Annotated in this window: 25 protein-coding genes; 5 read left to right on the top strand and 20 right to left on the bottom strand. The window is 41.1% G+C overall.

What is annotated here, in order from left to right; translation table 11 throughout:
- Window position 1 precedes the first annotated feature (1 nt).
- Window positions 2-1,402, top strand: coding sequence for a HAMP domain-containing sensor histidine kinase (locus NYE62_RS10395; protein ID WP_094032675.1), 1,401 nt, complete (start codon window positions 2-4; stop codon window positions 1,400-1,402).
- A gap of 51 nt (window positions 1,403-1,453) precedes the next feature.
- Here NYE62_RS10395 and NYE62_RS10390 read toward each other — a convergent pair whose 3' ends face one another.
- Window positions 1,454-1,765 carry a DUF4870 domain-containing protein gene (locus NYE62_RS10390; RefSeq protein ID WP_007410147.1) on the bottom strand — a complete coding sequence of 104 codons (312 nt, stop codon included), beginning with the start codon at window positions 1,763-1,765 and terminating at the stop codon, window positions 1,454-1,456.
- Between the two features lie 449 nt (window positions 1,766-2,214).
- Between NYE62_RS10390 and NYE62_RS10385 the strand changes: the two genes are divergently transcribed.
- Entirely contained in the window at window positions 2,215-3,714 is a 1,500-nt protein-coding gene (locus NYE62_RS10385) for a cellulase family glycosylhydrolase (RefSeq protein WP_342497473.1), read from the top strand.
- 259 nt (window positions 3,715-3,973) lie between these two features.
- On the top strand, window positions 3,974-5,110 hold the full coding sequence (locus NYE62_RS10380; protein WP_039063171.1) for a choline esterase: 1,137 nt from the start codon (window positions 3,974-3,976) through the stop codon (window positions 5,108-5,110).
- A 291-nt stretch (window positions 5,111-5,401) separates the two neighbouring features.
- On the opposite strand, the gene NYE62_RS10375 is transcribed toward NYE62_RS10380, so the two are convergent.
- The 5 genes from NYE62_RS10375 to NYE62_RS10355 all read right to left on the bottom strand — a co-directional run bounded on the left by NYE62_RS10375 (window position 5,402) and on the right by NYE62_RS10355 (window position 9,383).
- Window positions 5,402-5,671, bottom strand: a complete 270-nt coding sequence (locus NYE62_RS10375) for a hypothetical protein (protein ID WP_052250225.1) — start codon at window positions 5,669-5,671, stop codon at window positions 5,402-5,404.
- 250 nt (window positions 5,672-5,921) lie between these two features.
- Entirely contained in the window at window positions 5,922-6,131 is a 210-nt protein-coding gene (locus tag NYE62_RS10370) for a bacteriocin-like WGxF protein (protein WP_144664855.1), read from the bottom strand.
- 13 nt (window positions 6,132-6,144) lie between these two features.
- Window positions 6,145-6,765 (bottom strand): ABC transporter ATP-binding protein, encoded by a 621-nt coding sequence (locus NYE62_RS10365; RefSeq protein WP_059367392.1) that lies wholly within the window; start codon window positions 6,763-6,765, stop codon window positions 6,145-6,147.
- A complete protein-coding gene (locus NYE62_RS10360) occupies window positions 6,762-8,927 on the bottom strand; it encodes a DUF1430 domain-containing protein (protein WP_199021964.1) in 2,166 nt (721 codons plus the stop codon). The genes NYE62_RS10365 and NYE62_RS10360 overlap by 4 nt, the downstream gene beginning before the upstream one ends.
- A 96-nt stretch (window positions 8,928-9,023) precedes the next feature.
- Window positions 9,024-9,383 carry a lactococcin 972 family bacteriocin gene (locus NYE62_RS10355; protein WP_199021963.1) on the bottom strand — a complete coding sequence of 120 codons (360 nt, stop codon included), beginning with the start codon at window positions 9,381-9,383 and terminating at the stop codon, window positions 9,024-9,026.
- A 313-nt stretch (window positions 9,384-9,696) separates the two neighbouring features.
- On the opposite strand from NYE62_RS10355, the gene NYE62_RS10350 reads away from it, so the two are divergent.
- On the top strand, window positions 9,697-10,815 hold the full coding sequence (locus tag NYE62_RS10350; RefSeq protein WP_199021962.1) for a DUF2325 domain-containing protein: 1,119 nt from the start codon (window positions 9,697-9,699) through the stop codon (window positions 10,813-10,815).
- Window positions 10,816-10,978: 163 nt separating this feature from the next.
- Here NYE62_RS10350 and NYE62_RS10345 read toward each other — a convergent pair whose 3' ends face one another.
- The 3 genes from NYE62_RS10345 to NYE62_RS10335 all read right to left on the bottom strand — a co-directional run bounded on the left by NYE62_RS10345 (window position 10,979) and on the right by NYE62_RS10335 (window position 12,664).
- The gene (locus tag NYE62_RS10345; RefSeq protein WP_144664859.1) at window positions 10,979-11,257 is read right to left on the bottom strand and encodes a hypothetical protein; all 279 of its coding nucleotides are present in this window, start codon (window positions 11,255-11,257) and stop codon (window positions 10,979-10,981) included.
- Between the two features lie 172 nt (window positions 11,258-11,429).
- Window positions 11,430-11,570, bottom strand: coding sequence for a hypothetical protein (locus tag NYE62_RS10340; protein WP_186314450.1), 141 nt, complete (start codon window positions 11,568-11,570; stop codon window positions 11,430-11,432).
- Window positions 11,567-12,664, bottom strand: a complete 1,098-nt coding sequence (locus NYE62_RS10335; RefSeq protein ID WP_232321919.1) for a Rap family tetratricopeptide repeat protein — start codon at window positions 12,662-12,664, stop codon at window positions 11,567-11,569. The genes NYE62_RS10340 and NYE62_RS10335 overlap by 4 nt, the downstream gene beginning before the upstream one ends.
- Before the next feature lie 772 nt (window positions 12,665-13,436).
- Here NYE62_RS10335 and NYE62_RS10330 point away from each other — a divergent pair.
- The gene (locus tag NYE62_RS10330; RefSeq protein ID WP_031379082.1) at window positions 13,437-13,772 is read left to right on the top strand and encodes a hypothetical protein; all 336 of its coding nucleotides are present in this window, start codon (window positions 13,437-13,439) and stop codon (window positions 13,770-13,772) included.
- A gap of 121 nt (window positions 13,773-13,893) precedes the next feature.
- Here the strand turns inward: NYE62_RS10330 and NYE62_RS10325 are convergent, their stop codons facing one another.
- The 11 genes from NYE62_RS10325 to NYE62_RS10275 form a co-directional block, all read right to left on the bottom strand.
- Entirely contained in the window at window positions 13,894-14,496 is a 603-nt protein-coding gene (locus NYE62_RS10325) for a hypothetical protein (RefSeq protein ID WP_060674251.1), read from the bottom strand.
- A 501-nt stretch (window positions 14,497-14,997) separates the two neighbouring features.
- Window positions 14,998-15,138: a hypothetical protein gene (locus tag NYE62_RS10320; RefSeq protein WP_186314451.1), complete on the bottom strand. Its 141-nt coding sequence runs from the start codon at window positions 15,136-15,138 to the stop codon at window positions 14,998-15,000.
- Window positions 15,139-15,444: 306 nt separating this feature from the next.
- Window positions 15,445-15,663 carry a hypothetical protein gene (locus tag NYE62_RS10315; protein ID WP_342497472.1) on the bottom strand — a complete coding sequence of 73 codons (219 nt, stop codon included), beginning with the start codon at window positions 15,661-15,663 and terminating at the stop codon, window positions 15,445-15,447.
- Window positions 15,664-15,770: 107 nt separating this feature from the next.
- The gene (locus NYE62_RS10310) at window positions 15,771-17,399 is read right to left on the bottom strand and encodes a YndJ family protein (RefSeq protein ID WP_342497471.1); all 1,629 of its coding nucleotides are present in this window, start codon (window positions 17,397-17,399) and stop codon (window positions 15,771-15,773) included.
- The gene (locus NYE62_RS10305; RefSeq protein WP_060561630.1) at window positions 17,393-18,001 is read right to left on the bottom strand and encodes a DUF4166 domain-containing protein; all 609 of its coding nucleotides are present in this window, start codon (window positions 17,999-18,001) and stop codon (window positions 17,393-17,395) included. The genes NYE62_RS10310 and NYE62_RS10305 overlap by 7 nt, the downstream gene beginning before the upstream one ends.
- The gene (locus NYE62_RS10300; RefSeq protein ID WP_342497470.1) at window positions 17,998-18,813 is read right to left on the bottom strand and encodes a hypothetical protein; all 816 of its coding nucleotides are present in this window, start codon (window positions 18,811-18,813) and stop codon (window positions 17,998-18,000) included. Before NYE62_RS10300 ends, NYE62_RS10305 begins: the two co-directional genes overlap by 4 nt.
- 118 nt (window positions 18,814-18,931) lie before the next feature.
- Window positions 18,932-20,203, bottom strand: coding sequence for an MFS transporter (locus NYE62_RS10295; RefSeq protein ID WP_254003773.1), 1,272 nt, complete (start codon window positions 20,201-20,203; stop codon window positions 18,932-18,934).
- Window positions 20,204-20,277: 74 nt separating this feature from the next.
- Window positions 20,278-21,279, bottom strand: a complete 1,002-nt coding sequence (locus NYE62_RS10290) for a substrate-binding domain-containing protein (protein ID WP_342497469.1) — start codon at window positions 21,277-21,279, stop codon at window positions 20,278-20,280.
- An 83-nt stretch (window positions 21,280-21,362) separates the two neighbouring features.
- Window positions 21,363-22,199, bottom strand: a complete 837-nt coding sequence (locus tag NYE62_RS10285) for an SDR family oxidoreductase (RefSeq protein WP_342497468.1) — start codon at window positions 22,197-22,199, stop codon at window positions 21,363-21,365.
- A complete protein-coding gene (uxuA, locus tag NYE62_RS10280) occupies window positions 22,196-23,272 on the bottom strand; it encodes a mannonate dehydratase (protein WP_342497467.1) in 1,077 nt (358 codons plus the stop codon). Before uxuA ends, NYE62_RS10285 begins: the two co-directional genes overlap by 4 nt.
- Window position 23,273: 1 nt before the next feature.
- Entirely contained in the window at window positions 23,274-23,909 is a 636-nt protein-coding gene (locus tag NYE62_RS10275) for a bifunctional 2-keto-4-hydroxyglutarate aldolase/2-keto-3-deoxy-6-phosphogluconate aldolase (protein ID WP_014418028.1), read from the bottom strand.
- Between the last annotated feature and the right edge of the window lie 8 nt (window positions 23,910-23,917).

Raw genomic sequence — 23,917 nt, 5'->3', positions numbered from 1 at the left:
GATGAATTGGCGATTAACAGGCAGATATATGGTCTCTGTCATTATCGTGACCATCATTACAGTCTTCATTAATTTATTTATTTTTATGTTTTGGCTCGTTTTCCAGGCGAACAGCCAACATGACGAAGAAAGTACACCGGAAACTTTCACAAGATCATTCCGACAATATGTCACGTTATCGAACAATGGTATCACAGTAAACAAAGAGGGCCAAAAAGCTTTAAAAGAGCAGAATGCATGGATTCAAATATTAGATGAAAACGGACAGGATGTTTATCATGATAGAGAACCTAAAGGACTGAAGAAAAAATATACGCCTATTGAAATTGTAAATTTACATAAATACAAGGATGAACGATTATTATCAACCATTTACGCCGGCGGAAAAAAAGTAAACGGCAAGGAGTACAGTTACTTTATAGGGTTTAAAAATCCCTCTCTCGGGAAATTTGTCCTCTCATATGATACCAAGGAATTTGTGACGAAGTTCAATGCAGGAACCATCATATTATTATCAATAGATGCATTGATCGCGTTACTCATTGGCTATCTATTCAGCCGGCAGCTCACAAAACCGCTCGGCCGTGTCATTCAAGGAATCCAGCGGTTAGCTAATGGAGATTATACGATCAAAATGAAATCCAAAGGCATTTATAAAGATGTCTTCTATAATGTCAATCACTTATCGGAACAACTCTCTTCAAGCAAAAAAGAAAAAGACAAATTAGAGCAAATGCGTGAAGAGTGGATCAGTCATATTTCTCATGACATTAAAACACCATTAGCATCTATTCAAGGCTATGCAGAAATCATCAAAGATCCAAATTACCATCTCACAGTCGAACAGGTCAGAGAGTACGCCCAGATCATTGAGAGTAAATCCCTCTATATGAAAGATGTGATGGAAGATTTAAATTTAACGACAAGGCTGAAAAACAACGATGTGATGTTACATACAGAACGGGTAAACCTTGTATCGCTGCTGCGGGAAACGTTAATTGATATGTTAAACGATTCTAGATATGCGGATAAGTCCATTGAACTTCAAACGAACGTGGAAAAGCTGATGCTGAACCTTGATGCGATATTGATTAGGAGAGCGGTCACGAATCTCATTTTAAATGCCCTCGTTCACAATGATCCTGATGTGAAGATCGTTGTACGGCTTGAACAAAAAGAACGGACCCATGTGACAATTAAGGACAACGGCAAAGGGATAGAAGAAGAGGAGCTGGAAAAAGTGTTTGATCGCTATTACAGGGGCACAAATACAGGAACGACGCATGCAGGCTCTGGTCTTGGAATGGCCATAGCAAAGGATATTATCCAAAAGCACGGAGGGGATATCACCATTCACAGCACCGCGGGAGAAGGGACAAGGATAGATATACAATTATCATAATGGCTATACAAAAAAAACGGTTCTGTTGATTAAAAACAGAACCGTTTTTTCCTATTGTTCCGAAAACACTTTGATTCCTTTGACAATGTTCCAAATGAAAAAATAGATCGCCACAAGGAATGTAACAGCATACGTCGCAAGCAGGAAAGGCCCGGCGTGCCTGATGTCATTCATACCAAGTAAACCTGAAGCGATGATGCCAATTCCAAAAATCAAATAAGGAATCAGATGCGTCCACAAAGATTTTTTCGCATGATATTTCACATCGTCCTGGCCTAAGAAATAGACGATAATCGGAAACAGAAACGGCGCAAAAAATATACTGAAGTAACATAATGAAGACAACATTTTATTTTCTCTCAAACCTTTTCACCTCTATGATTTATTGAAGGGGGAATTCTTCTGGCTGAATCCCTCACTGAAGTACAATCTTATTGTACAACTCGAACCTTAACCCGTATTAATCCGAACCTTACATCAACCTTAAATTAACAAGGACTCGTCTTCTTACAGCAATCATAAGATTCAATGCCATACTGAGACTCATCACATTCAGCGTGTCTACGTTGGAAATACATTTAATTTTTCGATTCGATTGAAAAATGACGTGTAAAGTCCCGATTCAGCCCGGTTTTCTTTGTTCTATATGTGTCAGGTGTGTCTTATTCAATAGAGATAGGGCAAATTGACAGGCTTTTACACCTCCCAAAAACAAGAAATTAGGTTGATAGACAATCATGAGAAAGATTTTTACAATGAGTTCGAGCTCATAAGAAAGAGCCAAAATGATGCGAAGGAGGAAAAGATCAGATATGAAACGGTCAATTTCTATTTTTATTACGTGTTTATTGATTACGGTATTGACAATGGGCGGCTTGCAGGCTTCGCCGGCATCTGCAGCAGGGACAAAAACCCCAGTAGCCAAGAATGGGCAGCTTAGCATAAAAGGAACACAGCTCGTAAACCGGGACGGCAAAGCGGTACAATTGAAAGGGATCAGTTCACATGGATTGCAATGGTATGGCGATTTCGTCAATAAAGACAGCTTAAAATGGCTGAGAGACGATTGGGGCATAACCGTTTTCCGCGCGGCGATGTATACGGCAGATGGCGGTTATATTGACAACCCGTCCGTGAAAAATAAAGTAAAAGAAGCGGTTGAAGCGGCAAAAGAACTTGGGATATATGTCATCATTGACTGGCATATTTTAAATGACGGCAACCCAAACCAAAATAAAGAGAAGGCAAAAGAATTTTTCAAGGAGATGTCAAGCCTTTACGGAAACACGCCGAACGTCATTTATGAAATTGCAAACGAACCAAACGGTGACGTGAACTGGAAGCGTGATATTAAACCGTATGCGGAAGAAGTGATTTCCGTTATCCGCAAAAATGATCCAGACAACATCATCATTGTCGGAACCGGTACATGGAGCCAGGATGTGAATGATGCTGCCGATGACCAGTTAAAAGATGCAAACGTCATGTACGCGCTTCATTTTTATGCCGGCACACACGGCCAATTTTTACGGGATAAAGCAAACTACGCACTCAGCAAAGGAGCGCCTATTTTCGTGACGGAATGGGGAACAAGCGATGCGTCTGGAAATGGCGGTGTATTCCTAGACCAGTCGCGGGAATGGCTGAATTATCTCGACAGCAAGAACATCAGCTGGGTGAACTGGAATCTTTCTGATAAGCAGGAATCATCTTCGGCTTTAAAGCCGGGAGCATCTAAAACAGGCGGCTGGCCGCTTACAGATTTAACTGCTTCAGGAACATTCGTAAGAGAAAACATTCGCGGTACTAAAGATTCAACGAAGGACGGCCCTGAAACGCCAGCACAAGATAACCCCACACAGGAAAAAGGCGTTTCTGTACAATACAAAGCAGGGGATGGGCGTGTGAACAGCAATCAAATCCGCCCGCAGCTTCACATAAAAAATAATGGCAATGCGACGGTTGATTTAAAAGATGTCACTGCCCGTTACTGGTATAACGCGAAAAACAAAGGCCAAAACGTTGACTGTGACTACGCGCAGATGGGATGCGGCAATCTGACCCACAAGTTTGTGACGCTGCATAAACCTATGCAAGGCGCAGATACCTATCTGGAACTGGGGTTTAAAAAAGGAACACTGTCACCGGGAGCAAGCACAGGGAATATTCAGCTTCGTCTTCACAACGATGACTGGAGCAATTATGCACAAAGCGACGATTATTCCTTTTTCCAATCAAATACGTTTAAAACAACGAAAAAAATCACATTATATCATCAAGGAAAACTGATTTGGGGAACAGAACCCAATTAGTTAAGCTTTAGGCGGACATCAGCAACGATGTCCGCTTTTATCATCTTAAACAGCAATACAAGGAGGTTTACGTGGCGGATGAAACTCTGAAACAGTATATGGGCCTGTACAAATGTTGTTAGCAATCTCAAGAAAGCCAAGGAGTAGCTATGATTCACTGAACATATGATGTAATCGTTTCACAGTTTTGAAAAGCGTTTATAGCGCAATGTGTGTATTTCACATCCGCCACTTTTATTACGTAAGGGGGAACAAGAGAATGAAAAAGTATGACGCATTTCCAGAGCCAATTGGCGGCTATACTGTCGGCCGAACCCAGATGGATTTTGAGTACACGGCATCAGATCATACAAAAAGAGAACTGACGGCGTTTGTGTACTATCCGTCCGACAGCAGCGAAGGGAAGACTACATCAGCGTACATGTTTCCTGAAGTCTGCGAAATGCTTGATGAGCAGCCGCTTCTCACTGCGTTGAAGGATGCTTACTCTATAGATATCAAGACCCAATGTTACGACGACCTTGCTCTCTCCGGGAAGGAAAAACGCTATCCGGTGTTATTCTATGTTTGCGGCGGGGGCGGTTCTCCAGAATGGGGTACAGTGATCTGTACAGACTTGGCAAGCATGGGATATGTTGTAGTAAGCATCGGCCATCAAAATAGCACGATGTATAAGCGTAAAGATGGGCGCCTGTTTAATGTATCAAAGGATTTTTCGGATGTCATTATGGCGTTTTCTGAAGATCCGGAGATGCTGGCTTTGGCTGGTAAGATGGAGATACGGCCCGACGATGAAACTGCCATTGAGATGTGCCAAAACGTGCTTACACTGCCGATACTTGACAAGTTAACAGAGTATAGTGAATTACAGGCAGAAGATGTAAGGTATGTAGCCGATTATCTTGTCAAATTGGATTCTGGAGAGCTGAATTCCATCTTTAAGGGCAGATTGTTGCTTGATATCGGCATGGGCATAGTCGGACATTCTTATGGAGGGCCTACGACGGCGATTGTTTGCCGGGACGACGAACGGTTCATCTGCGGGATTGGCTTGGATAGCGGAGCGTTCGGCCTTCAGGGCAGCGACCTTAAGAAACCCTTTTTGCTGCTGTTTTCTGAACCGAACTATAACATGAATGCGATCATTGGCGCTAACAATAGCATGGATACCTATTATTTCTCTGTTGATCGTGCTGCGCATTTAGATTACTGCGACATCGTGTTTACCAGTGTGAATGAGGAACTTAGAGGCGAACGGGATGCCATGGAGATGCGAAATCTTGTTACAGACTATACGAAGAACTTTTTTGATCATTACATACTGCAGAAGGCTGCAAGTGTGGAAAGTCTGGCATACGATGGCGTGGACTTGATCAAGAAGACCAGCAACAAGTGACATAACCGATTAAAATACTCAAACTGAAAAACCTTTATGACCAATTTAATTTATTAAGGACGTAGAGGTTTTTTAATATTACCTTACAAAAAGGGGATGTTCTTAGAATATGGATCCACTTTTATATTCTCTTCACAATTTCTAGTTTACATAATATATATTCTAGGAAGTTGAATAGTGAATAAAAAATTTTGTCTCATTATCCTAAGTATACTTAGATATTGAGACAAAATGAGAAAAAATAGGACTTATTACGATTTATCTTCGCTATATACTATGAATAAGACTTCTTCATTCATATACGTAACAAACTCCGCCTTCTGTAGTTACACACTCAAAATCTTCCCAATAATATTTTCCTTCACTGTCTCTAAAGAAAATTCTAACAGTATCATTACCAAGCCATCTGTATTCTTCAACCTTATCATCAAATTGTTTGTTTCGAATTGGGATTAAATTTCCTGGTTTAGTTGCTGCATCAGCCGCTTGTACTCCAGATACTAGCAAGGCCCCCACCAGTGCTGTAGCTCCTGCTATCTTCTTGAATTTACTTTTTAACATTTTTATTGCCCCCTTTTGATTTGTTGCCTGCTGCTTACTCACTTAGCAGGCAATCTGATTTTATCACCTTGCAAGAGGGAAATTTGTAATATTTTGTAGATGAGAGTATTATTTTCGGGAAAAATACAAAATTATGGCGATTCTTTTTGCAAATATGCTTACATAAAAAAACCGGCGTGTTGGCCGGTCCTTTCTTCTAGAACAACATGTACCCTTCTTGATACTTCGTGAGGAAGCATTAAAGCCTTTATTAAGCCTCGTAATTTCTGCTGTTTGAACCTAAATTCCTAAAGAGTAAAGAAGAAAGCAGAGCTAGTACAAAATAAACAACTACAAATCCGCCCCAGAAGATTACTGCTTGATCAAAAGGTAAACCAAACATTCTAAAAATTATTCTGTGTACCACCCCGGTAATAATGACCAGGATGCTTGCTGATAACGCAAAAGTAAAGTGTTTCAATTTAAACCTCTCCTTATGAAAGATTAATAACTCTGTCAGACCCATTGGCGATTTCTTGATCATGTGTAACACAAATAATCGTTTTCCCCATGCCTTTTAACTGATGGAATAAAGACAAAATAATGCTTTTGTTATATTCGTCTAAGTTTCCTGTCGGTTCATCAGCCAGGATAATATCACAAGGCTTCAAAATAATTCTTGCGATGGCCACACGTTGTTGCTCTCCGCCACTCAGTTGATAAACCTTTTTCTTTAAAAAGCTTTTATCCAGACCAACCATTTCTAAAGCTTCTGTCAACTTTTCTTTCTTAAAGTCTTTTGCATAAGCCGTCGAAAGTTGTAAATTTGTTAATACTGTTTCATTGTCCATAAGGACATAATTTTGAAAGATATACCCTAAGTTCTCTCTCCGTAGTTTCATCACGTCGTTAGGTTTAGGGTTTCGAAAGCCTAAAATCTCAATATCTCCTGAGTATGGAGTATCAAGAAGGCCTATTATATTTAGAAGGGTTGTCTTCCCTGAACCGCTCTTACCAACAATTGAAACAAATTCATTTTCTTTTATCTGAAGAGAGAAATTCGAAAGAACAGATTTTTCATCAAAAGTCTTTGATATGTTGTTGAGTGTAATCATATTCTATCTCCTTTTAAGATCTTATTCATGTTTTTCCTGTTTAAATAGACACTCAGAAAATAAAGAATAAGCAGCTCGATTACAATAAACAGCGCGATGAAAATTGTTAATTCGAAGATTTTGTAATAAATACTGCATCCTAAACCTATAAGGCAATTGGTTAAAAGGGAAAAGATGATTAAATTTTTATTTCTGGCCCAATATGAATATCCAAAAAGCTCTTTAAGGTACAGCCGATATGCATTTGCGCTGTAATACGACCAAATATAAGCGACAAGAAAGGCTGCGGACAGGATAACCGTTATTGTTAGGCCAATTAAATTCTGTAAGAATTGATTCTGAATTCTTGCTATATTGTCGCTTAACTCTTGATAAACCGAAATTGATGAATCAATTAGATCTCTGGTATTGGTCTTCTCCAAATAAGGAACTATGCGATCATACGCCATGCCTTTTGAAGAATCTGAAAAGAATAAACATGAGGTTGAGTAAGCACCTATAACAGATGGATCAACGTTATCTGTGAAAACAGCAGCTATTGGATCAACAATGTTATTCTTATTGCCGGCATCACCAAGTTGACTATTAAAGGTGAAATACTCCTGTCTATTTTTAGTATAAATGATGTTGATTTTCAATTCATCTTTTTTGAGGGTGTTTAAAGGTTGATTAATCTCCTTGTTATACATATTATCTAATTCAACTTTGTCAAAGAAAAAGTGATCCCTGTATGCAGCTATTATTTTTTCTTTATATTTTTCATACTTTTGTGGAACAAGCAGGTTCAATGTATTTGAATCAACCCTTAATTGCTTTTGGCTTATGGCTTCCCCATTAGCACCGACAATGGGATTTACCTTTAAATAATTAGGGCTGATTGTAATGCTGCGTCCAGAAGGGGAATAAATTTCATTTTTCTTTGTCGTATTTAAGGTGTAAAAATAAACAGTTTTTTTCCCGTCTTTTCTTAGTAAACCATAGTTTTGTGCATCAATGACAAACGCATTTTTATGCTTCTCTAATTGATGATACAACGCGCGAACTCTAACATTTTTCTCCCTGTCTAATTTTAAATCACCATAGTCGATGCCGGTATTTGCAAAGCTTGTTTTATAAGTGTTTTGTGTCTTTTTCCAATACGATTGATTATCAAGCTGCTGTTTGAGATCGAATAAGTTAGAAAGTGAAAACGCAACAATATTGAAAAGCAATATCGTGACAACAATTTTAAAGCCTACAGATAACCATTGGAATTTTTTAATCGGTGTGCTGCCTTTGATCGAACCACTAATGTCGCTGTTGTTAAACAAGATTAGGGTAACAATGATGGTGTATACCATCATGATAAGCGCACCAATCACCGCGTTCCTAATGTAAATTCTAAGATATGCAGCCAGCCAGTCATTTAAACTGAAAGGAAAGGTTAGCAAAGCCACAATAATTGCACCGCAAAATATGATTATAATTAGAGGCTTCAAAAACATTGCTGGGTAAGAAAGCAGTGTTTTAACCTTGGAATACCCCCATAACTTTTGCAGCAGAAGCCGTTTGCGATTTTTAATTACAAAATAAAGGACACCAATAAACAAAATCAGCATAGAAAGCAACACTAGCATAAGCAAAGTTTTGTTAAACATAAAAGCAGTATTCTCAGTGATGTTTTCAAAACTTACTTCACCATAGTCAGCAAAAAGGTTTTGTGCTTTTTCCAATACCTTTTCATCGTTAGATGAAATATAAAATTTGCTTCCTATGCCTATATTCTTTATTTGGTTAAAATCAAAATATCTGATTTTCCATGTCGAGAGTGGAAAAGAAATGCTGCCGATCATCTTCTGATTTGAATGATCTCTTAGAAAATTTGACACAAGCTTATTGCCGTTATGTATTGATGGTTCATTTTTAGGGTTTGTAGAATAGATGTTTAAGCTCTTCTCATCTAAGAAATTGTATTGAGAAATATTCACTTTGTTTTCTTTGGAGAAGGCGACCAATCTCTTTATAAAGTCCTCACTTTTAATTTCTGAGGTATAATCGATTATCAATGCTTCTTTATTGGAGAATAAAGTGTAATAGATTTGTTTGTTAAGAGTGTAATGATAGCTTGACATATTCATTGAGAGCAAAACCAGAATGAACAATATGTAGATTGTTTTCTTCATTGGACAGCCTCCATAAAAAGAAATCCGGTGCTGTCTTGTATTCAAGTTTGACCACACCGGAAGAAAAATTAAAAAATCACTTTGCTATCGTTTTCTTTATTTTGTATCCCAAAAAGCCTTGTTTCCAAAAAGGGTTTGATACACGGCAGCGTAGGTATACCCTTCATCTTTTTTCTTCCATTTAGATTCATAGAATCTTGCTCCAGCCGCAGCACTTGATTTGTGAGTCTTTTTCTTATGATTGTAATTGGAATGAACTTGGCCTTTTTCGAAGCCATGATACCAAGTACCCCCGCCCGGTGTTGATTTAGTAAGCTTCATGGCGCTCATTAAATCTCTTGATTCGTCCAGATTAACTTCCCCATGATTGACATCGTTCGACTGACTGGCAAAAGCAGCTTGTCCTCCTAGAAAACCTATACCTAATACAATTGAAGCAAGAACCTTCTTTTTCAATGAAATCTCTCCTTCTGATTAGGGTTTATTTGGTATTACAAATCAAAATTACCATATTAAGAAAGTGTTTACAATGAGAATCTTAATTAATCTTACAATATATTTGCATTTATTCGGAAAATGGATATAGATAATGGACAAATCAGAGCTTGATAGACTCATAATTCTTGTTAACATGTACTGATAGAATACAAGAGGTTTAATCGTAATAGCCCAAAACCTTCTCCTCTTCCCAAACCGTGTCTTATAGCTATTTGAGGGTTAAATCAACTTCCTATATGATATAAGTATAATCATAAACTGAGGTGCTTTTATGTATAAGGAACTCTTTAATTTTGTTCAAAGTGAAGTGAAATGCATAGCTGAAGAGTTAGACAAGCATAACTTTTCCCAATCAAAACAAATGATTGAGGAAAGATTAGAGTTGCTTGATATATTACAAAGGATTCAGCCGTTAGAAAATAAAGACCCTGATCCTGAGAGTCAGACTGTCGAGGAAACATTATCTGTCGAAAACGATCAAAGCTCAACTAATGAAAAAGATGAAATAGTTAACCAATCACTTTATGAATTTCAAAGAAAAGCAGTTGGCGGAGAACTTCAATCACTTTCAGAGTCACGCCCCTCTTTGTTTATTCCAGAAACCGTAATTCGGGATCTTGAAATAGCTTCAGGTGATATCATTCAAGTTGATCCTGCAGAGGTTGATGGAAGATATGATTTTTCGCTTTACAAAAAAATCAATATAGATGGAATTGAACCAGATAGAAGAGAATTTAGATACTGCATTGTAGAAGCTGTGAATAATCAACTAATTGTACAACAAAGCGCTTTGGATGGCCCTATTCACATAGACGGTCAGGAGAAATCCCTATTTATTAACGATTACACAAAAGAAAAATTTAATTTGACTGAGGGTTCAATCGTAGATGTAGCCTATCTTATGTCTGAAAAGAAATTACAGATTGTATGGAGACATAATCATAACCATTCTTCGCTTTCGTTTGTCACCAGCCCTTCTTCGTCTTCAAGATCTGCAAAGAAAGAATCTGCTGAACAGACTGCTGCTTCAGATCCTTTTGAGGGGAGACTAAAGGATAAAACTGTGACAATAATGGGCGCAACCGAAACACAGGAAAATTTTAAAAAATTATTCGGTTCAGCTGGCATCAATCATCAGTTATTAAGAGGTGATGAAAGTGGAGTGAAGATTAGTTCTGCTGTAAGGAAAAGTGATGCTGTTATAGTTATTACGCCTTTCACTGAAAGACATGCAGGAAGCCAACAAGCAAATAAATATTGTAAAGAGTACAACGTCCCTTTTAGGCAATCAAAAACATATGGAGTGAAAACAATAACTAACTTGATATCTGTCCTGATTTTCTCAGGATTGAATTTGGCATCTATGCTAACTTTTATTTCCGCCTTTTGATTATGCAGCCGAACTAGCTCAAATCGATTTTGAGCTGATACCAAGCATAAACAAGCATCTTTGCCTTGTGCGATGTATTCAAACTAGTATTTTCCCTCACCATATAACTCGTTTAATGTACCTTTGTTCTTGAATCATTGTTTTTCTCTCCTCTTATGCTTGTTTAAAGTTTTGAATGTTCGAGTGCTTGTTTTATGAATGATACATCAAAGTGTCTTTTGCAGTTTAAGTTTTCCCCTTTTGAAAGCTTGCCGTTTTTTAAAATTTTAACACATTCATAGTGTGGAGAGTCACTGTCATTTATGATTTCCCAAGTGCCTTTCAGGTTTTTTTGAAATCCGTAATTTATTGTAAACCGTTGGCCGACTTTAAAAATTGGGTCTTCTTTCTTTTTCGGCTCACTCCATCCCATAGAAGCATAAAGCTCTTTAGATGCACTCATATATAAGCTCTCCTTTCATGTTCGCAGTTTTCACTCATTAGTGTCCAAAAAATAAGCCCTTAATTAAGGCTTTTAACATAAAGGTTGGCAGCTGACATTCTCTCATTAAAAAACCGGCACTTTGGCCGGCTTAAAATACTTTTATCAGCGATCTTTTTATCCGTTTTTCTTCTTATCCCAGTGCTCCATTTTCGGCTGTTTGGAAACCATTTGATATGCCGAGCCATCCGTTTTCTTTTGTCCTATAATCATTTCCTGACACAAGAAGCAGTCCGAGAATAGCAGCAGTAATTAAAACAGTACGTTTTTTCATGACAACGCCTCCGTAAACTTTATTATTTGATCCTTAGCAGTACAAGCTTCCTCAAAGTATTTAGATGACAGATCAGCGTTTTCCTGCTTTTTGTAATACAATGCTGCATTTAGAGACAGGTCAGCGACATCCGACCACAAGTTTTTCCCCTTCAGTACATTCATATTCAAATCAAAGGACTCATGATCAGTCGCATCGTATACAAAGTATATGAGGTTCAATTTTGCCCTGTATACTTCTTCGTTTACTTTATCAGCATATGCAAGTGCTTTACTTCTCCATACCCGCGCTGATTCAATTGATCCTAATTTGTAAAAAACACGACTCAACATGTACATTGAGCGAATGGAATAGACGGAATCGCAATGTTCAGGAATATCCAAAGCCCTTAAAAAGCTTTCCTTGGCTAATTCAAGGCGTTCCTGTCTTTCATAGCATACACCTAGATTAAAATGCCCTAAACCTTCTGAAAGCCCGTCTTTAACTTTTTGAGCGATATGTATTGCGTTTTTATACAAACTGATCGCTTGCTCCCATTGCTGTAGGTCAACTTTATTCATGGCAAAGAGCATGGTGCATTTGATTACACGATTGGTGTAATTATCGACTGCTCTGAAACTTTCTAGCGCTTTTTCAGCATGGTTGAGCGAGAAAAAGTTCTGGCGAATTTCATAGTAGGCAATCGCAGTTTGATAATGGAATTCTGCCCTCTCTATTTCGTCGGGTACTTTGCTGAGTCTGCTTTCAGCGATTTTGTAAAAGTTAATTGCTTCGATAAAATCCTTCTGATAGAAGTTATACAGGCCATTAAAGAGATAAAAATAATATTGAATCATGTCATCTGTACATGTTTCATAATCTGCTTTTCCAAGTAGATGACCTGATTCCCTATAGTTTTCAGTCATGAGTTTAAATCGTGAATCTATGAGATTGAAGTACAGCAACACATTCTGATTTTCTTCCATGTCAGGTAATGCTTTAACAATTTTTCCCCTCATTGCTGTTGCTTTAGGGATATTGTTTTGCTTGATAACTGTATACCATTCATTAAGACTTTGGGCAACCTTTTCAAACTCTATCTTTTTGGTTTCCACCTTCCTCATCCTTTCTTTAAATATTCAGAATTTTGATTTTAAATTATGCGTACTATTTCATAATCTTTTTCAGAAGTCCCAATCAGATGTGCGTCATATTCATTTGTCATTACCTAATATTTTATCACAATTCTAATTAATGGAAACGTATTCTTCACATCTTTGCGGTTGATTTTCGGTCAACGAAAAGATACAATCAGTATAGATTCAATAAGCATTACATGATTATATTTCTCCTTTCTGATGATATTGTGAATATAATACACAGAAAGAGCATACAATAAAAAAGATCGAAGATGCTGGTAACATCTCCGATCGGCAATAGAATAGCTCCTGTAAGGGAGTCGGCTTTTTTCCAAAAGTCTAGTTTATGAGTGGGAACGCCAAGATGTAGGAGTCTGGGGCGTTCTTACTTTTTTTGTTTGAGAAACTATAGGCAAGCGTTAGAATCCCTACAATGAGGATTCCGAATTGAAACATCAATCCAAGTGCGCTTTCTACTGCCATATTCTCACCTCCCTTCTTTCCAGATATGGAGGTGAGCCGAACGCCACTACGAAAAGCCGATCTATTGCTAACTCCACTTTATCTGAATTGAATAAAAAAACAACGTATGACTTTGTACTCTTTCTTCTATTATAGCAACTTCTTCGTCCCACCGTTTCAGTTCTTTAACATTTTGAGGTACGGTGTGACTTTGCCATCAAAATAACCTATGATATACTTTGGATTAAGAGAGATATATTTACTTTTCAAGAAAAAGGAGGAACAGATGAAAAAAACAGTAGTTGGAATCTTGGTTGTAGCCTCTTCTTTATTCATGTTTAGTATTGCTCTATATGCAGTAAACGGTAATCAAAAAACACCAGATGAAGTGTTAGACAATGCTTGGGAGAAATTCGGATTGGTCAGCTACGGAATCGGAGAAACAGATCCGGTTATTTCAATTGGAATGGATAAAACCAAAAGCGAGACGAAGCTGCGAGAATATTTAAATGACAATTTGTCTGAAGACGTAAAAGAGAAATACAAAATCGAAGTTATTAAAGAGGATAGAAAAGTCTTGGAAAAGGAACATCAAAAATATTTAAATGATACAAAGCAATAAAAAACTGTGTGTTCCGAAACCCGACAAGGCAAAAGGGTTTCTTTTTTTGTATTCAGAGGTTTCCTGTGAAGCTTATTAGCCTCCTATAATTAAAGCAGGCCCTTTTAGGGCCTGCTCTTCTTTACCAGTTATACCACACAATTACTTCCTTAATTTTCACAGTTACATCACTGCTGCTGTCATTAATAAAGTTAAAGTGATAGCTTTTTCCTCTTTTCAAATGAGTCCAGTTCATATGAATCTGGCCTGTCCATCCGCCGGGTAATGATACTTTCCCTGCTTGGCCCCCTACTCCACCTTTCCCATTGTCATACTTTGCTGCTACCGAGAACTTTTTCGCAGTCCCTTGCGGGGTAATCAACAAAGTACCAGGGTTTTTAAATGCTTTCCCGTATGTTCCTCCACCAATTGAAAAGTTATATTTGAAACTAAAGGCTTTGCTTGTATATGTTGAATATAAAACATGAAATGAGCCATCCAACGGCATTTCTTCCTGTAGCTTGATCATATCTTTTAATTCCTTCAACGTGTAAGGATGAATCTGATTATTTTCTTCATTATAGATTTTTATTTGAGAAGCTACCTCTTCTTTCTTAGCATCGAGTGTAATATCTGTGGTTGCATTGTCTTTTTGGGCGGCATGTGCTTGGCCTGTCCCGATAATTCCATAAAGAACAATACTTAAAACAAACGCAATTGACCAGAACTTAAAATGCACCTTCATATTTAAACATACTCCTTCCATTTTCGGGTTATTTATGTTTGTTCTTATTGATGAAGTTAGATCTTAAGCTTGATAGCTATTTCGTGGTGTCTAAATGTTTGAGGCCAGTTATTTTTAGGAGAGTTTCTTCCTGTGCCCTATTACGGGCCAGCTACGAACTGTTAGAGTCAGAATTTTGTCAAATATGCCATTGGACTCATGTTGCGTTTCTTGAATTAAGCTTTATCATCAAATCACCCCTCCTTATGTTTGTTCTTCCACTACCAATTTACCCTATAATTATCCAAAATACAACAATTAATCCATTAATTATTTATCTTGAGAGGTATTCTCTCCTGTAAATGCTTGTTTTTAATTTTATAATCTATGTATCAATGTGCTTGGTAATGTGATTTGACGGAATGAATTATTGTCTCAATAACTAAGTATACTTTAGTTATTGAGACGGAAGGGAAATTTATTCGCAATGAGATCATTTCTTTAGGCAAGCATATAAAAAAATCATGTCTGGTAATACTTTGCCGCATCTTCCCTGCACTTTTCCGACGATTTTTTCGCATCGGCTCCCCACATATGAGCAAGTATGACAGTCGCCAGCCCGAGCACCCCGCGAAATAAAATCCGGCTCTGAACCCCAGCCAATCATTAAAAAATCCTGCGGCCAAAGGTCCTCCGAAAATACCGAGTGCATAAAGCGCCTGGTATGCCCCCGTCGATGTTGCTCTCATGTCTGCCGGAACAGACTCAATCGACATTCCAAGCAGCAAAGGAAAAATAATGCCCGAGTGAAAAACCTATTAAAACCTGGACGAGATAAAGCGCCATCGGGCTGACGGTAAAAGGAATGATAAAAATAAAAACAGCTGCGAGTAAGTAAAACAGCTTTAATGTTACCCGTTTCCGCACCTGCGAACTAAAGTTCCTATCACTAGCAGAGCCAGTGCGTGCTTAGTCATAAACGAAAAGACAACAAGCTGATTTCTTTCTCGCCATTGTGAAGCCAATCATAGCGGTCGTTTTAATTTCGCGAATCATGAAAGACAGGCAAAGACCGAGGCCGCTCCCGATCCAAAATGCTGCGTGCCATCCCCATTCACTGACAACATAACCGCTCAGGCTCATCCCTGACAGCTGAGCTAACACGAGAATAAATGAGATCCAGCGCATGGCTCCTTTCGTGTCATCCGCCGCAAAATAGCTCGTAAATAAAAAGGTGAATATAACCCATGTAGATGAGAAAAAGCCGCCTGATGAACAGGCGGCGCTGCAGCTAGTTATTTGCTTCGGTTACCTGCGGAAGCATGAGTGATCCGATAATGCACAGTTAAAAATTTCAGTCCGAACAGCCACATATGATGAACGGCCTTCAGGCTGATTTCGCTCTGGGCTGAAATAAGAAATGTCTCTGCCAGCGGAAGATGACACGTCCCCCATTTCGTCTGCAGATAAATCCCTTCATCACCCGCTCCGCTTTTTCGCCGTCTGCTTGTCAAAACAAGATTCTGCTTACGCGCATAAGGCTTTAAAATGCCCGTCATTTGGCCGTACGGCAGCGGAAGAGAGATATTCATGTATCCTTCCCCTTTTGCCCTGTACGCTGAATACAGCGCAGTAAAAACGGTTTCCTGCTTTTCATTTGTTCTGATCCACGCACGGACATTTTTTCTGCCGTCTTTGTCAGAGTCAACTCCTATAATATCACTGTGCATGATATACCAATCCGGATTCATGGACAGGTGAATCTGCCCCGCTCTTCTGCTGAACGGCTCGTACACGCGCGCGAACGGACGAAACCATCCGCTCCACGTCACTTTTGCCATGATGTCATAATCAATTGTCTCTTCATAAAAGGAAATAACGGCCGGCGCCAGTTTTTGGGTTGAAAAGTCTTCAGAATGCAGTTCTCTCATCTGATCCAGAAGGCCGGTATAATGGATGTCATTTGTTGCATGAATATCAGTCAAAAAGTCTTTGCCTATCGTTCTCTTCCCGTAAATACGGCTGAACGTTCTTTCGCTGCCCTCATCAAACGGTCTCGGATTTTCCAACCTCCACCCCGCCAAAGCCGGAAGGATAACGCCGAATGCATTGACGGCCCCGTGAATCCAAATCATCTGGCTGATCGTGAGCATTGCCTCCTCGCGGTAGACACCGTACGAATATATCAAAGAAAAAGCAATTGTGATCATTAACACAGCCGAAGAACTCCTGATCAAGATCCTGCCTGTTTTCGTAACAAACGGCACCGTAAAGACGAGATATGCATTTACATACAGAGCCGCCAGATACAGAGCGACAGCAATCACATCAAGTGTTTTTGAAAATGTAATCCCCAAGGCAATAAGGATCGGCGAAATCAAAATAATGACCGTGCTCCATCTGTAAAGAACCCGTTTCTCCCGTATGATCCTGCCGAGCAATCCGTTAAAGATCGGAATGAGAAAAGCGGAATAGTGAAAGTGCACCGCCGTCAGCAGAACGATAAGCGGACCGAAATTCATAACGGGAATCTCAAGGACATATGCGAAGAACCAGAATCCGCCCCCGGCCAAATAAATGAAACCCGCCATAACAGACATCTCTTCTGTTCTGTGAATATTTGTTTTCATCAGCCGCCGGACAGCATACAGTGCCAGCCCAAGCGTATAAATGAGCCACACAACGGCAAAAAAACTGAAGTCTGTGACAAGCGCAAGCGCCGCACATAAAGCGGCAACAGGATAACTTCGTAATAACACATTCTCTAAGGTCTTTGACGGCCGAAAAGCAAAATCGAATACAGCGGGAACGAAAAAAAGTACGGAAAATAAAACAAACGTCTCAGCAGCTGATATATACGGAGCTTCAGCCGCCGCAAATCCCAAAAAGCAAATCACGCTTACCATGAGATGACGCTTCAGCATGTTTCCCCCTCTGTTTCACGGAAAGTCCCCCGGTAAGAGAAAAGCGTGCCGAGTATCCGGTTTTTCACATGAACCTTTATGCTGAAGCAATTCATTTCCTCATCATAAGCCTCATAAACGGTTGAACTGCCGCACAGCCATGCCGGAAGCGGGATTTTCTTTCCGACTATCAGGAGCCACTGCCTTCCGGATGTAATAACAAGCCCTCCGTCTGAAGACGCTTCTAAATGCAGTTCAGACAGTAGGATGCGGGGTTTGCCGAAGTAATCAAGAATTCTGTTTTCCCGCTCATCATATTCCATGACTGCATCAAAAAAACGCGTTTTGCTTTTAAAGAAAAAGGTACGATTCCATTCCACGCCATTTTGCCTGTTTTTGTTTTCGATAGTGAAAGGGATATCGTTTCCCCTCTCTGAGAAAAAACATCTGAAAAAAACACCTGTCTTTAAAAGCATTCTGACAAGAAAAGAACCTCCCTTTATTTCTGACATAACTCCTTCTCCGCAAAACGTGCGTGATCCGTCAAATCTGTACCGCTTCTGCAGCATCGGGTGCAGTGATTGATAATGAGTAATCGCTTTTTCATACATTGAATCCGTCATTTCACTTCTCTCTTTCGTTTTGTATGCCAGGCGCTCGGCAGCTTGAGCTTAAGAATCATTGCGGCTATCGTAAGCACTCCTAATGAGATCACGAATCCGCCGCACGAATATAGCAGTGCCGTTACACAAAAGAAGACTGACTGCCCGGTGTGAATCAGCCACTTTCTCCGCATGGGAAGCAGCCATAATACCCCTAACCCTGTCTCCAGCGCTCCCCTCACGATCTCTGCATCGGCACAGCCATCATGAAAGCCTTGAAAAAACCAATACAGACTGAATACGAGACACATAAAGACATAGACAAACCCGAAACGGATTGATATCTTCGGATGTCTGTTTTGTTCTATCCAAAGCCGCAACGCATCAAAGCTCCATGCGGTAGCCCAGCTTAGCAGAGGACGAAATAAAAACCGGTCTATCCAACTTCCCGGCAGACCGCGGGCCGTTTCATATTGATATTGAGTCAAAAATGCGGTTTGTCCGTTATCCCGCTCTATATACTTCCAGTAGCCCCTGCCTTCTTTTATAAGTGACAGCGGATGATCAGAGGCAAAAGCGAGCGAAGACACTCTTTCTGACGAGCGAGGCCTTATGTCACCTATTGATTCGCCCGTGCCGGATACCTTCAGCCCAAAACCGATTCGTGTTTCATATAGAAATCTCTGCGGTTCATCTGGCAGCCTATGAAGATATGTAATGTCAGAAAACCGCAGATCCCATTCCTTATGAAGATGCGGGTTTTGCGTATATTCCCAAAGCGTTTCTATATCAGATGCAATATTGATTGCAACATATATCGGCTTCTGCTTCATGCCCCCTCCTCTTCCCTTCTTTTGTAAACAATTCCTATATTATCATAGGAACAGATCAAGCGGCAGAACGAAAAGGCCATCCCGTTATCGGCAGGACAGCCTCAGTGGCTTTGATGACTTATGAATAAGGTATCGTGTCTTTATTATCTTCAGAAGCGGTTTGAATGATAATCGGGCGCACGAAACGGATTACCGCAGCCGAGGCCAAAACGGCTAATCCGCCTGCAAGCAAAAACGACCCGGAGAATGATCCGCTTTTGTCCGCGATAAAGCCGGTTAAAGCAGGCCCGATAATACCGGCCGTGTTTGCAAGAAAATGCATAAAGCCGCCGACTGACCCGACATTCCTTTGATCAACCACATCATGAATTACCGCCCAATAGATAGAGCCCGTTATATATAAAAAGAAGACTGATAAAGCAACGAGAATAACGGCACTTACGGTAGTGGTAACAAGTCCGGCAAATCCGATCAGTACAGCGGAAGCGAACAAACAAGTGACAAGAATGACTTTCCGTGAGAACAAAACCCCTTTTCCGGCGGTTTTTTTGAATACATAATCAGAAATCATTCCGCCTGCCGCCAAACCGATAAATCCAAGAATCCAGGGAATAACAGTCACCACGCTCATAAATTCAACACTTAAACCGCGTTCTTTCACCAGATAGCTCGGAAACCATGTTAAGAAGAAAAATAAGATGTAATTGTAGGCGAAAAAGGCAAAAGCCGTGAAGAGAACCGTTTTTTGTTTCAAATAAAAGGTCATCGGGATATGCTGCTCATGCGGTTGAATCTCCGCTTTCATTGCCGGGGCGTCTTCCGTCGGCGCCGGCCGTTCTTTGACAAATTTAAACCAGATGACCGCCCAGACTAAACCGATGATCATGATCAGGACAAAGGAAACTTTCCAGCTGAACGCCACAGCAATCATCCCGACAATCGGGCCGGAAATCGCCCCGCCGAGCGGCGTGCCGCTGTTTGTCAGGCCAATGACCGTGGCGCGCTGAGACGGAGGAAACCAATTGTTGACCATTTTGCTTATGGCAGCCGACAGCGGCCCCTCCCCCATACCGAATAAAACACGGATAATCAATAGACTTACAAATCCGAAAGCAAGCGCAACCGCTCCGCTGAAAAGAGACCAAACGATCATCGCCGTACACAATGTCAATTTAGCCCCGTACCGGTCAGATGCAACACCGCCGAGAAAGTTAAACACAGCGTATCCGACAGAAAAACTGCTGAAGATCAGCCCCATTTGGGTTGCCGACAATGTGAGATCCTGCTGTATGAACGGCGCTGCAATAGACAGCGCTGAGCGGTCTAAATAGTTAATCACCCCGGCTGAAAATAAAAGAAGAATAATAGGGAATCTATCTTTTGAGAACATAAAATCCCCCTCTAATTTCATAATATTCAGACATTTAAATTGCCGGAGTAAACCGATTTATGCAATGAAACCGGTTATCCGGATTGCCTTGCGAGCAGCGCCGGTTTATAGCGGTGAATCCGTTTTTCACCGCCATCTTTTTCTTGTATCTGGCGAAGAAGAAGGTTTCCCGCTTTTCGCGCCATTTCTGCCGCAGGCTGGACGATCGTCGTAATTGGAGGAGTAAAAAAACCAGCAAAAGGAACTTCATCAATTCCGATGACGGCTGCCTTATCCGGAATTGCCATATCATGCTCCTTCATATACTTCAGCACCTCAACAAGAACGATATCGTTTGCCGCCAATATCGCTTTCGGAGGCTCCTCAAGTGAGAACAGCTCTGACAAAACATTGGAAATATCAGCCGCATCGGCTGTTTTGATATATTCGTCCCGCACCATCATTCCGTGGCGGTCAAGCGCCTTCTTATACCCTTCAATCCTTTCTACCCTCGGACTGATTTCCCGAATAATGGACGTCGTAATAATCGCAATTCTCTTAATGCCGCTCTCGATAAACCGGTCAACGGCAAGACCGGCTGCATGATGGTTATCAAGCATCACTGTCGGAATCCCGAGTTCTTCAATGGTTCTGTCCATAAACACGACCGGAAACGTATCACGTTTCATCTTTTCATATAAAGAGAGATTTTCGCCCGTCGGAAAAATAATAATTCCGTCCACCTGCTTAGCCCGCAGCATTTCAATATATTTCTTTTCTTTTTCCGGTTCATCATCCGCATTGCAGACAATAATATGAAATCCTTGTTCATGAAAATAGTCTTCCACCGCCCTGATGACCTGAGTGGAAAAAGTGTGAAGAATATTAGCCACCACCACACCTACTGTAAATGTTGATTTCTGTTTTAAGCTGCGGGCGACGAAATTCGGCTGATAGTTCAGCTCTTGAATGGCCGCTTCTATTTTTTGTTTCGTTTTCTCGCTCATATAGTCATAGCGCTGATTTAAAAATTGAGATACGGTGCTTTTAGATACGTTTGCATATTTCGCCACATCAGAAATTGTAATGGTTTTCATAGACTCATCCCCGTCTGTCTTCATTTTTCACTAGTATAAGTCAGAAGTAAATGGTTTACAATCTGACAGGGACATGGATTCTGTCACACTCCGGAATAAGCCATAAAACCTCCGTCGACGGGAATGGTGACCCCGGTGACAAAGCCCGAGCATGAATCATCCGAAAGCCACAGGAGCGTTCCCAGAAGGTCTTCCGGTTTCCCGAAACGTTTCATCGGTGTATGTGCCATAATCTTATTGGATCGGTCTGTCAGACTTCCATCTTCCTGTAATAACAACCCACGGTTTTGCGCTGTCAAAAAGAAACCCGGAGCGATGGCATTCACCCGCAGCCCTTTTTTTGCGAAATGAACAGCCATCCACATCGTAAAATTCTGAATCGCCGCCTTGGCCGCGCTGTAGGCGGGCACCTTTGTCATCGGTGTATACGCACTCATAGAAGAAATATTAATAATCGCGGGACATTCCGCCTTCAGTAGGTCTTTTCCAAACACTTGCGATGCCAGAAATGCACCGGTAAAGTTGGTTGAAAATACGCTGGAAAACCCCGTTTCGTCCATATCAAAAAATGATGTGCCCTGCTCATCCTCTTCATACGTCTCGCTGCCAGTGATCGCATCAGGGTGGTTTCCCCCGGCTCCGTTAATTAAAAGATTGACAGAACCGAACCGGCTGATAATCTCGTCTTTTGCCTTTTCGAGCGAATCACGGGCTGAAACATCAGCCGGTACAGAAACCGCGGTTCCTCCAGCATCAGCAATCTCGTCCGCCGCACGCTCTGCTTTATCAGCATTCCGGCTGACGATCGCAATTTTCATCCCCTGCCGTGAAAGCTCCTTTGCCATTGCTGAACAGAGAACACCGCTCCCGCCTGTTATGACAGCGGTTCTTCCTGATAAACGTTCATGAATCGGTCTCATCTCTTCACCCCTTTCTCATGAGACGAGAACGCATCCCACAGCCCGTTCAAGTACATAATTCCTAAAGCACGATCATATAAACCATAACCCGGCCGGCATTGTTCGCCCCAGATATGACGGCCGTGATCAGGCCGTACATATCCTTTATAGTCTTGGCCGTGCAATTCTTTTACCACACCGGTAATATCAATGGACCCATCACTGGTAAGATGCGAAGTTTCCGTAAAATCACCGTTATCGCAGATTTTCACATTTCGTATATGGGCAAACGGCGCAGCTCCCGCATAGTGTTTGGCGATCTTCACCATATCATTGGCGGGATCCGCTCCCATCGAACCCGTGCACAACGTAATACAGTTGGCGGGTGAATCTGAAATCTCTCGCAGCTTTTCATAACTTTTCTCACCGGTGATAATACGGGGCAGGCCAAAAATTGACCAGGGCGGATCATCCGGATGAATGGCCATTTGAATGCCGTGTTCCTCCGCTACAGGAAGGATTTCATGTAAAAAAAATTCTAGATTGGCCCAAAGCTGTTTTTCACCAACCGTTTGATAGGCCTCAAACAGTTCCTTGATCCGGGCCATTTTCTCCGGTTCCCACCCGGGAATCGTCAAATCAGAAGATTCTTCAACCGTGCGGATCAGTTCCTCCGGAGGGAGACTTTCCACTTTCGCTTTTTCAAAAAACAAAGCGGTTGACCCATCTTCCAGCGCACGGAACATATCGGTACGCGTCCAGTCAAATATCGGCATGAAATTGTAACAGATGACTTTCACGCCGAATTCGGACAGATTGCGAATGGTCTGTTTATAGTGCTCAATATATTGTCCGCGTTCTTCATGACCGAGTTTAATGGCTTCATGAACATTCACGCTTTCCACGACCTCTGCATGAAACCCATAGGATTGAATGAATCTGACTTCCGCTTCAATGTCCTCCTTTTCCCATACATCGCCCGCGGGCTTCTGGTGAAGAGCCCAGACGATGCCTTTGACCCCGGGAATTTGTCTGACATGTTCAAGAGTCGCCGTATCATTACCTTGGCCGTACCAGCGAAACGTGATATTCATGTTACACCCCCGTATATTCGTTTTTTCGGCAGACGTATTCTTTGCTGAGGGATACGGCAGCTTCATAGCCGCCCTTTTGATATGCTTTTGTCAAGTCGCTTCCCACACCGACCGCGACCGCTCCGGCAGAGAGCCAGTCATTCATGCTGTTTAATGAGATACCCCCGGTCGGCATAATGCGGACATTCGGCAGAGGACCGTTGACCGACTTGATAAATGAAGGGTCAAACGAATTAGCGGGGAACAGCTTTACCACATCACATCCGGCTTCGAGCGCCAAAGCCATATCAGACACGCTCATGCATCCCGGAAGATACGGTACGCTGTACTGGTTGCATAGAGATGCTATCTCTTTTACAAAATGAGAGCTGACGATAAATGAGGCGCCTGATAAAATGGCGTGTCTCGCCGTTTCTGTATCCATTACAGAGCCGGCTCCAAGAAGAATATCTTGATGCCGGAGTTCCTTAAAGACATCTTCCACTTCAGGAGTTGTGTATGTAAGCTCAATGGCGCTGATACCTCCTGAAATGGCCGCTCTTGAAACTTCAAGCGCCTCTTGGCTGTTTTGTCCCCTTATGACAGCCACTACTTGTGCATGCAGAAGTTTTTCGTAAATGGCGTACTTAGGCAGCATTCTCGCTC

Origin of the sequence: Bacillus sp. FSL K6-2861, from assembly GCF_038630725.1 — a bacterium.
Lineage (GTDB): Bacteria > Bacillota > Bacilli > Bacillales > Bacillaceae > Bacillus > Bacillus velezensis.
Note: the sequence above shows the minus strand (reverse complement) of the source record. Positions and strands in the feature narration are given on the sequence as shown.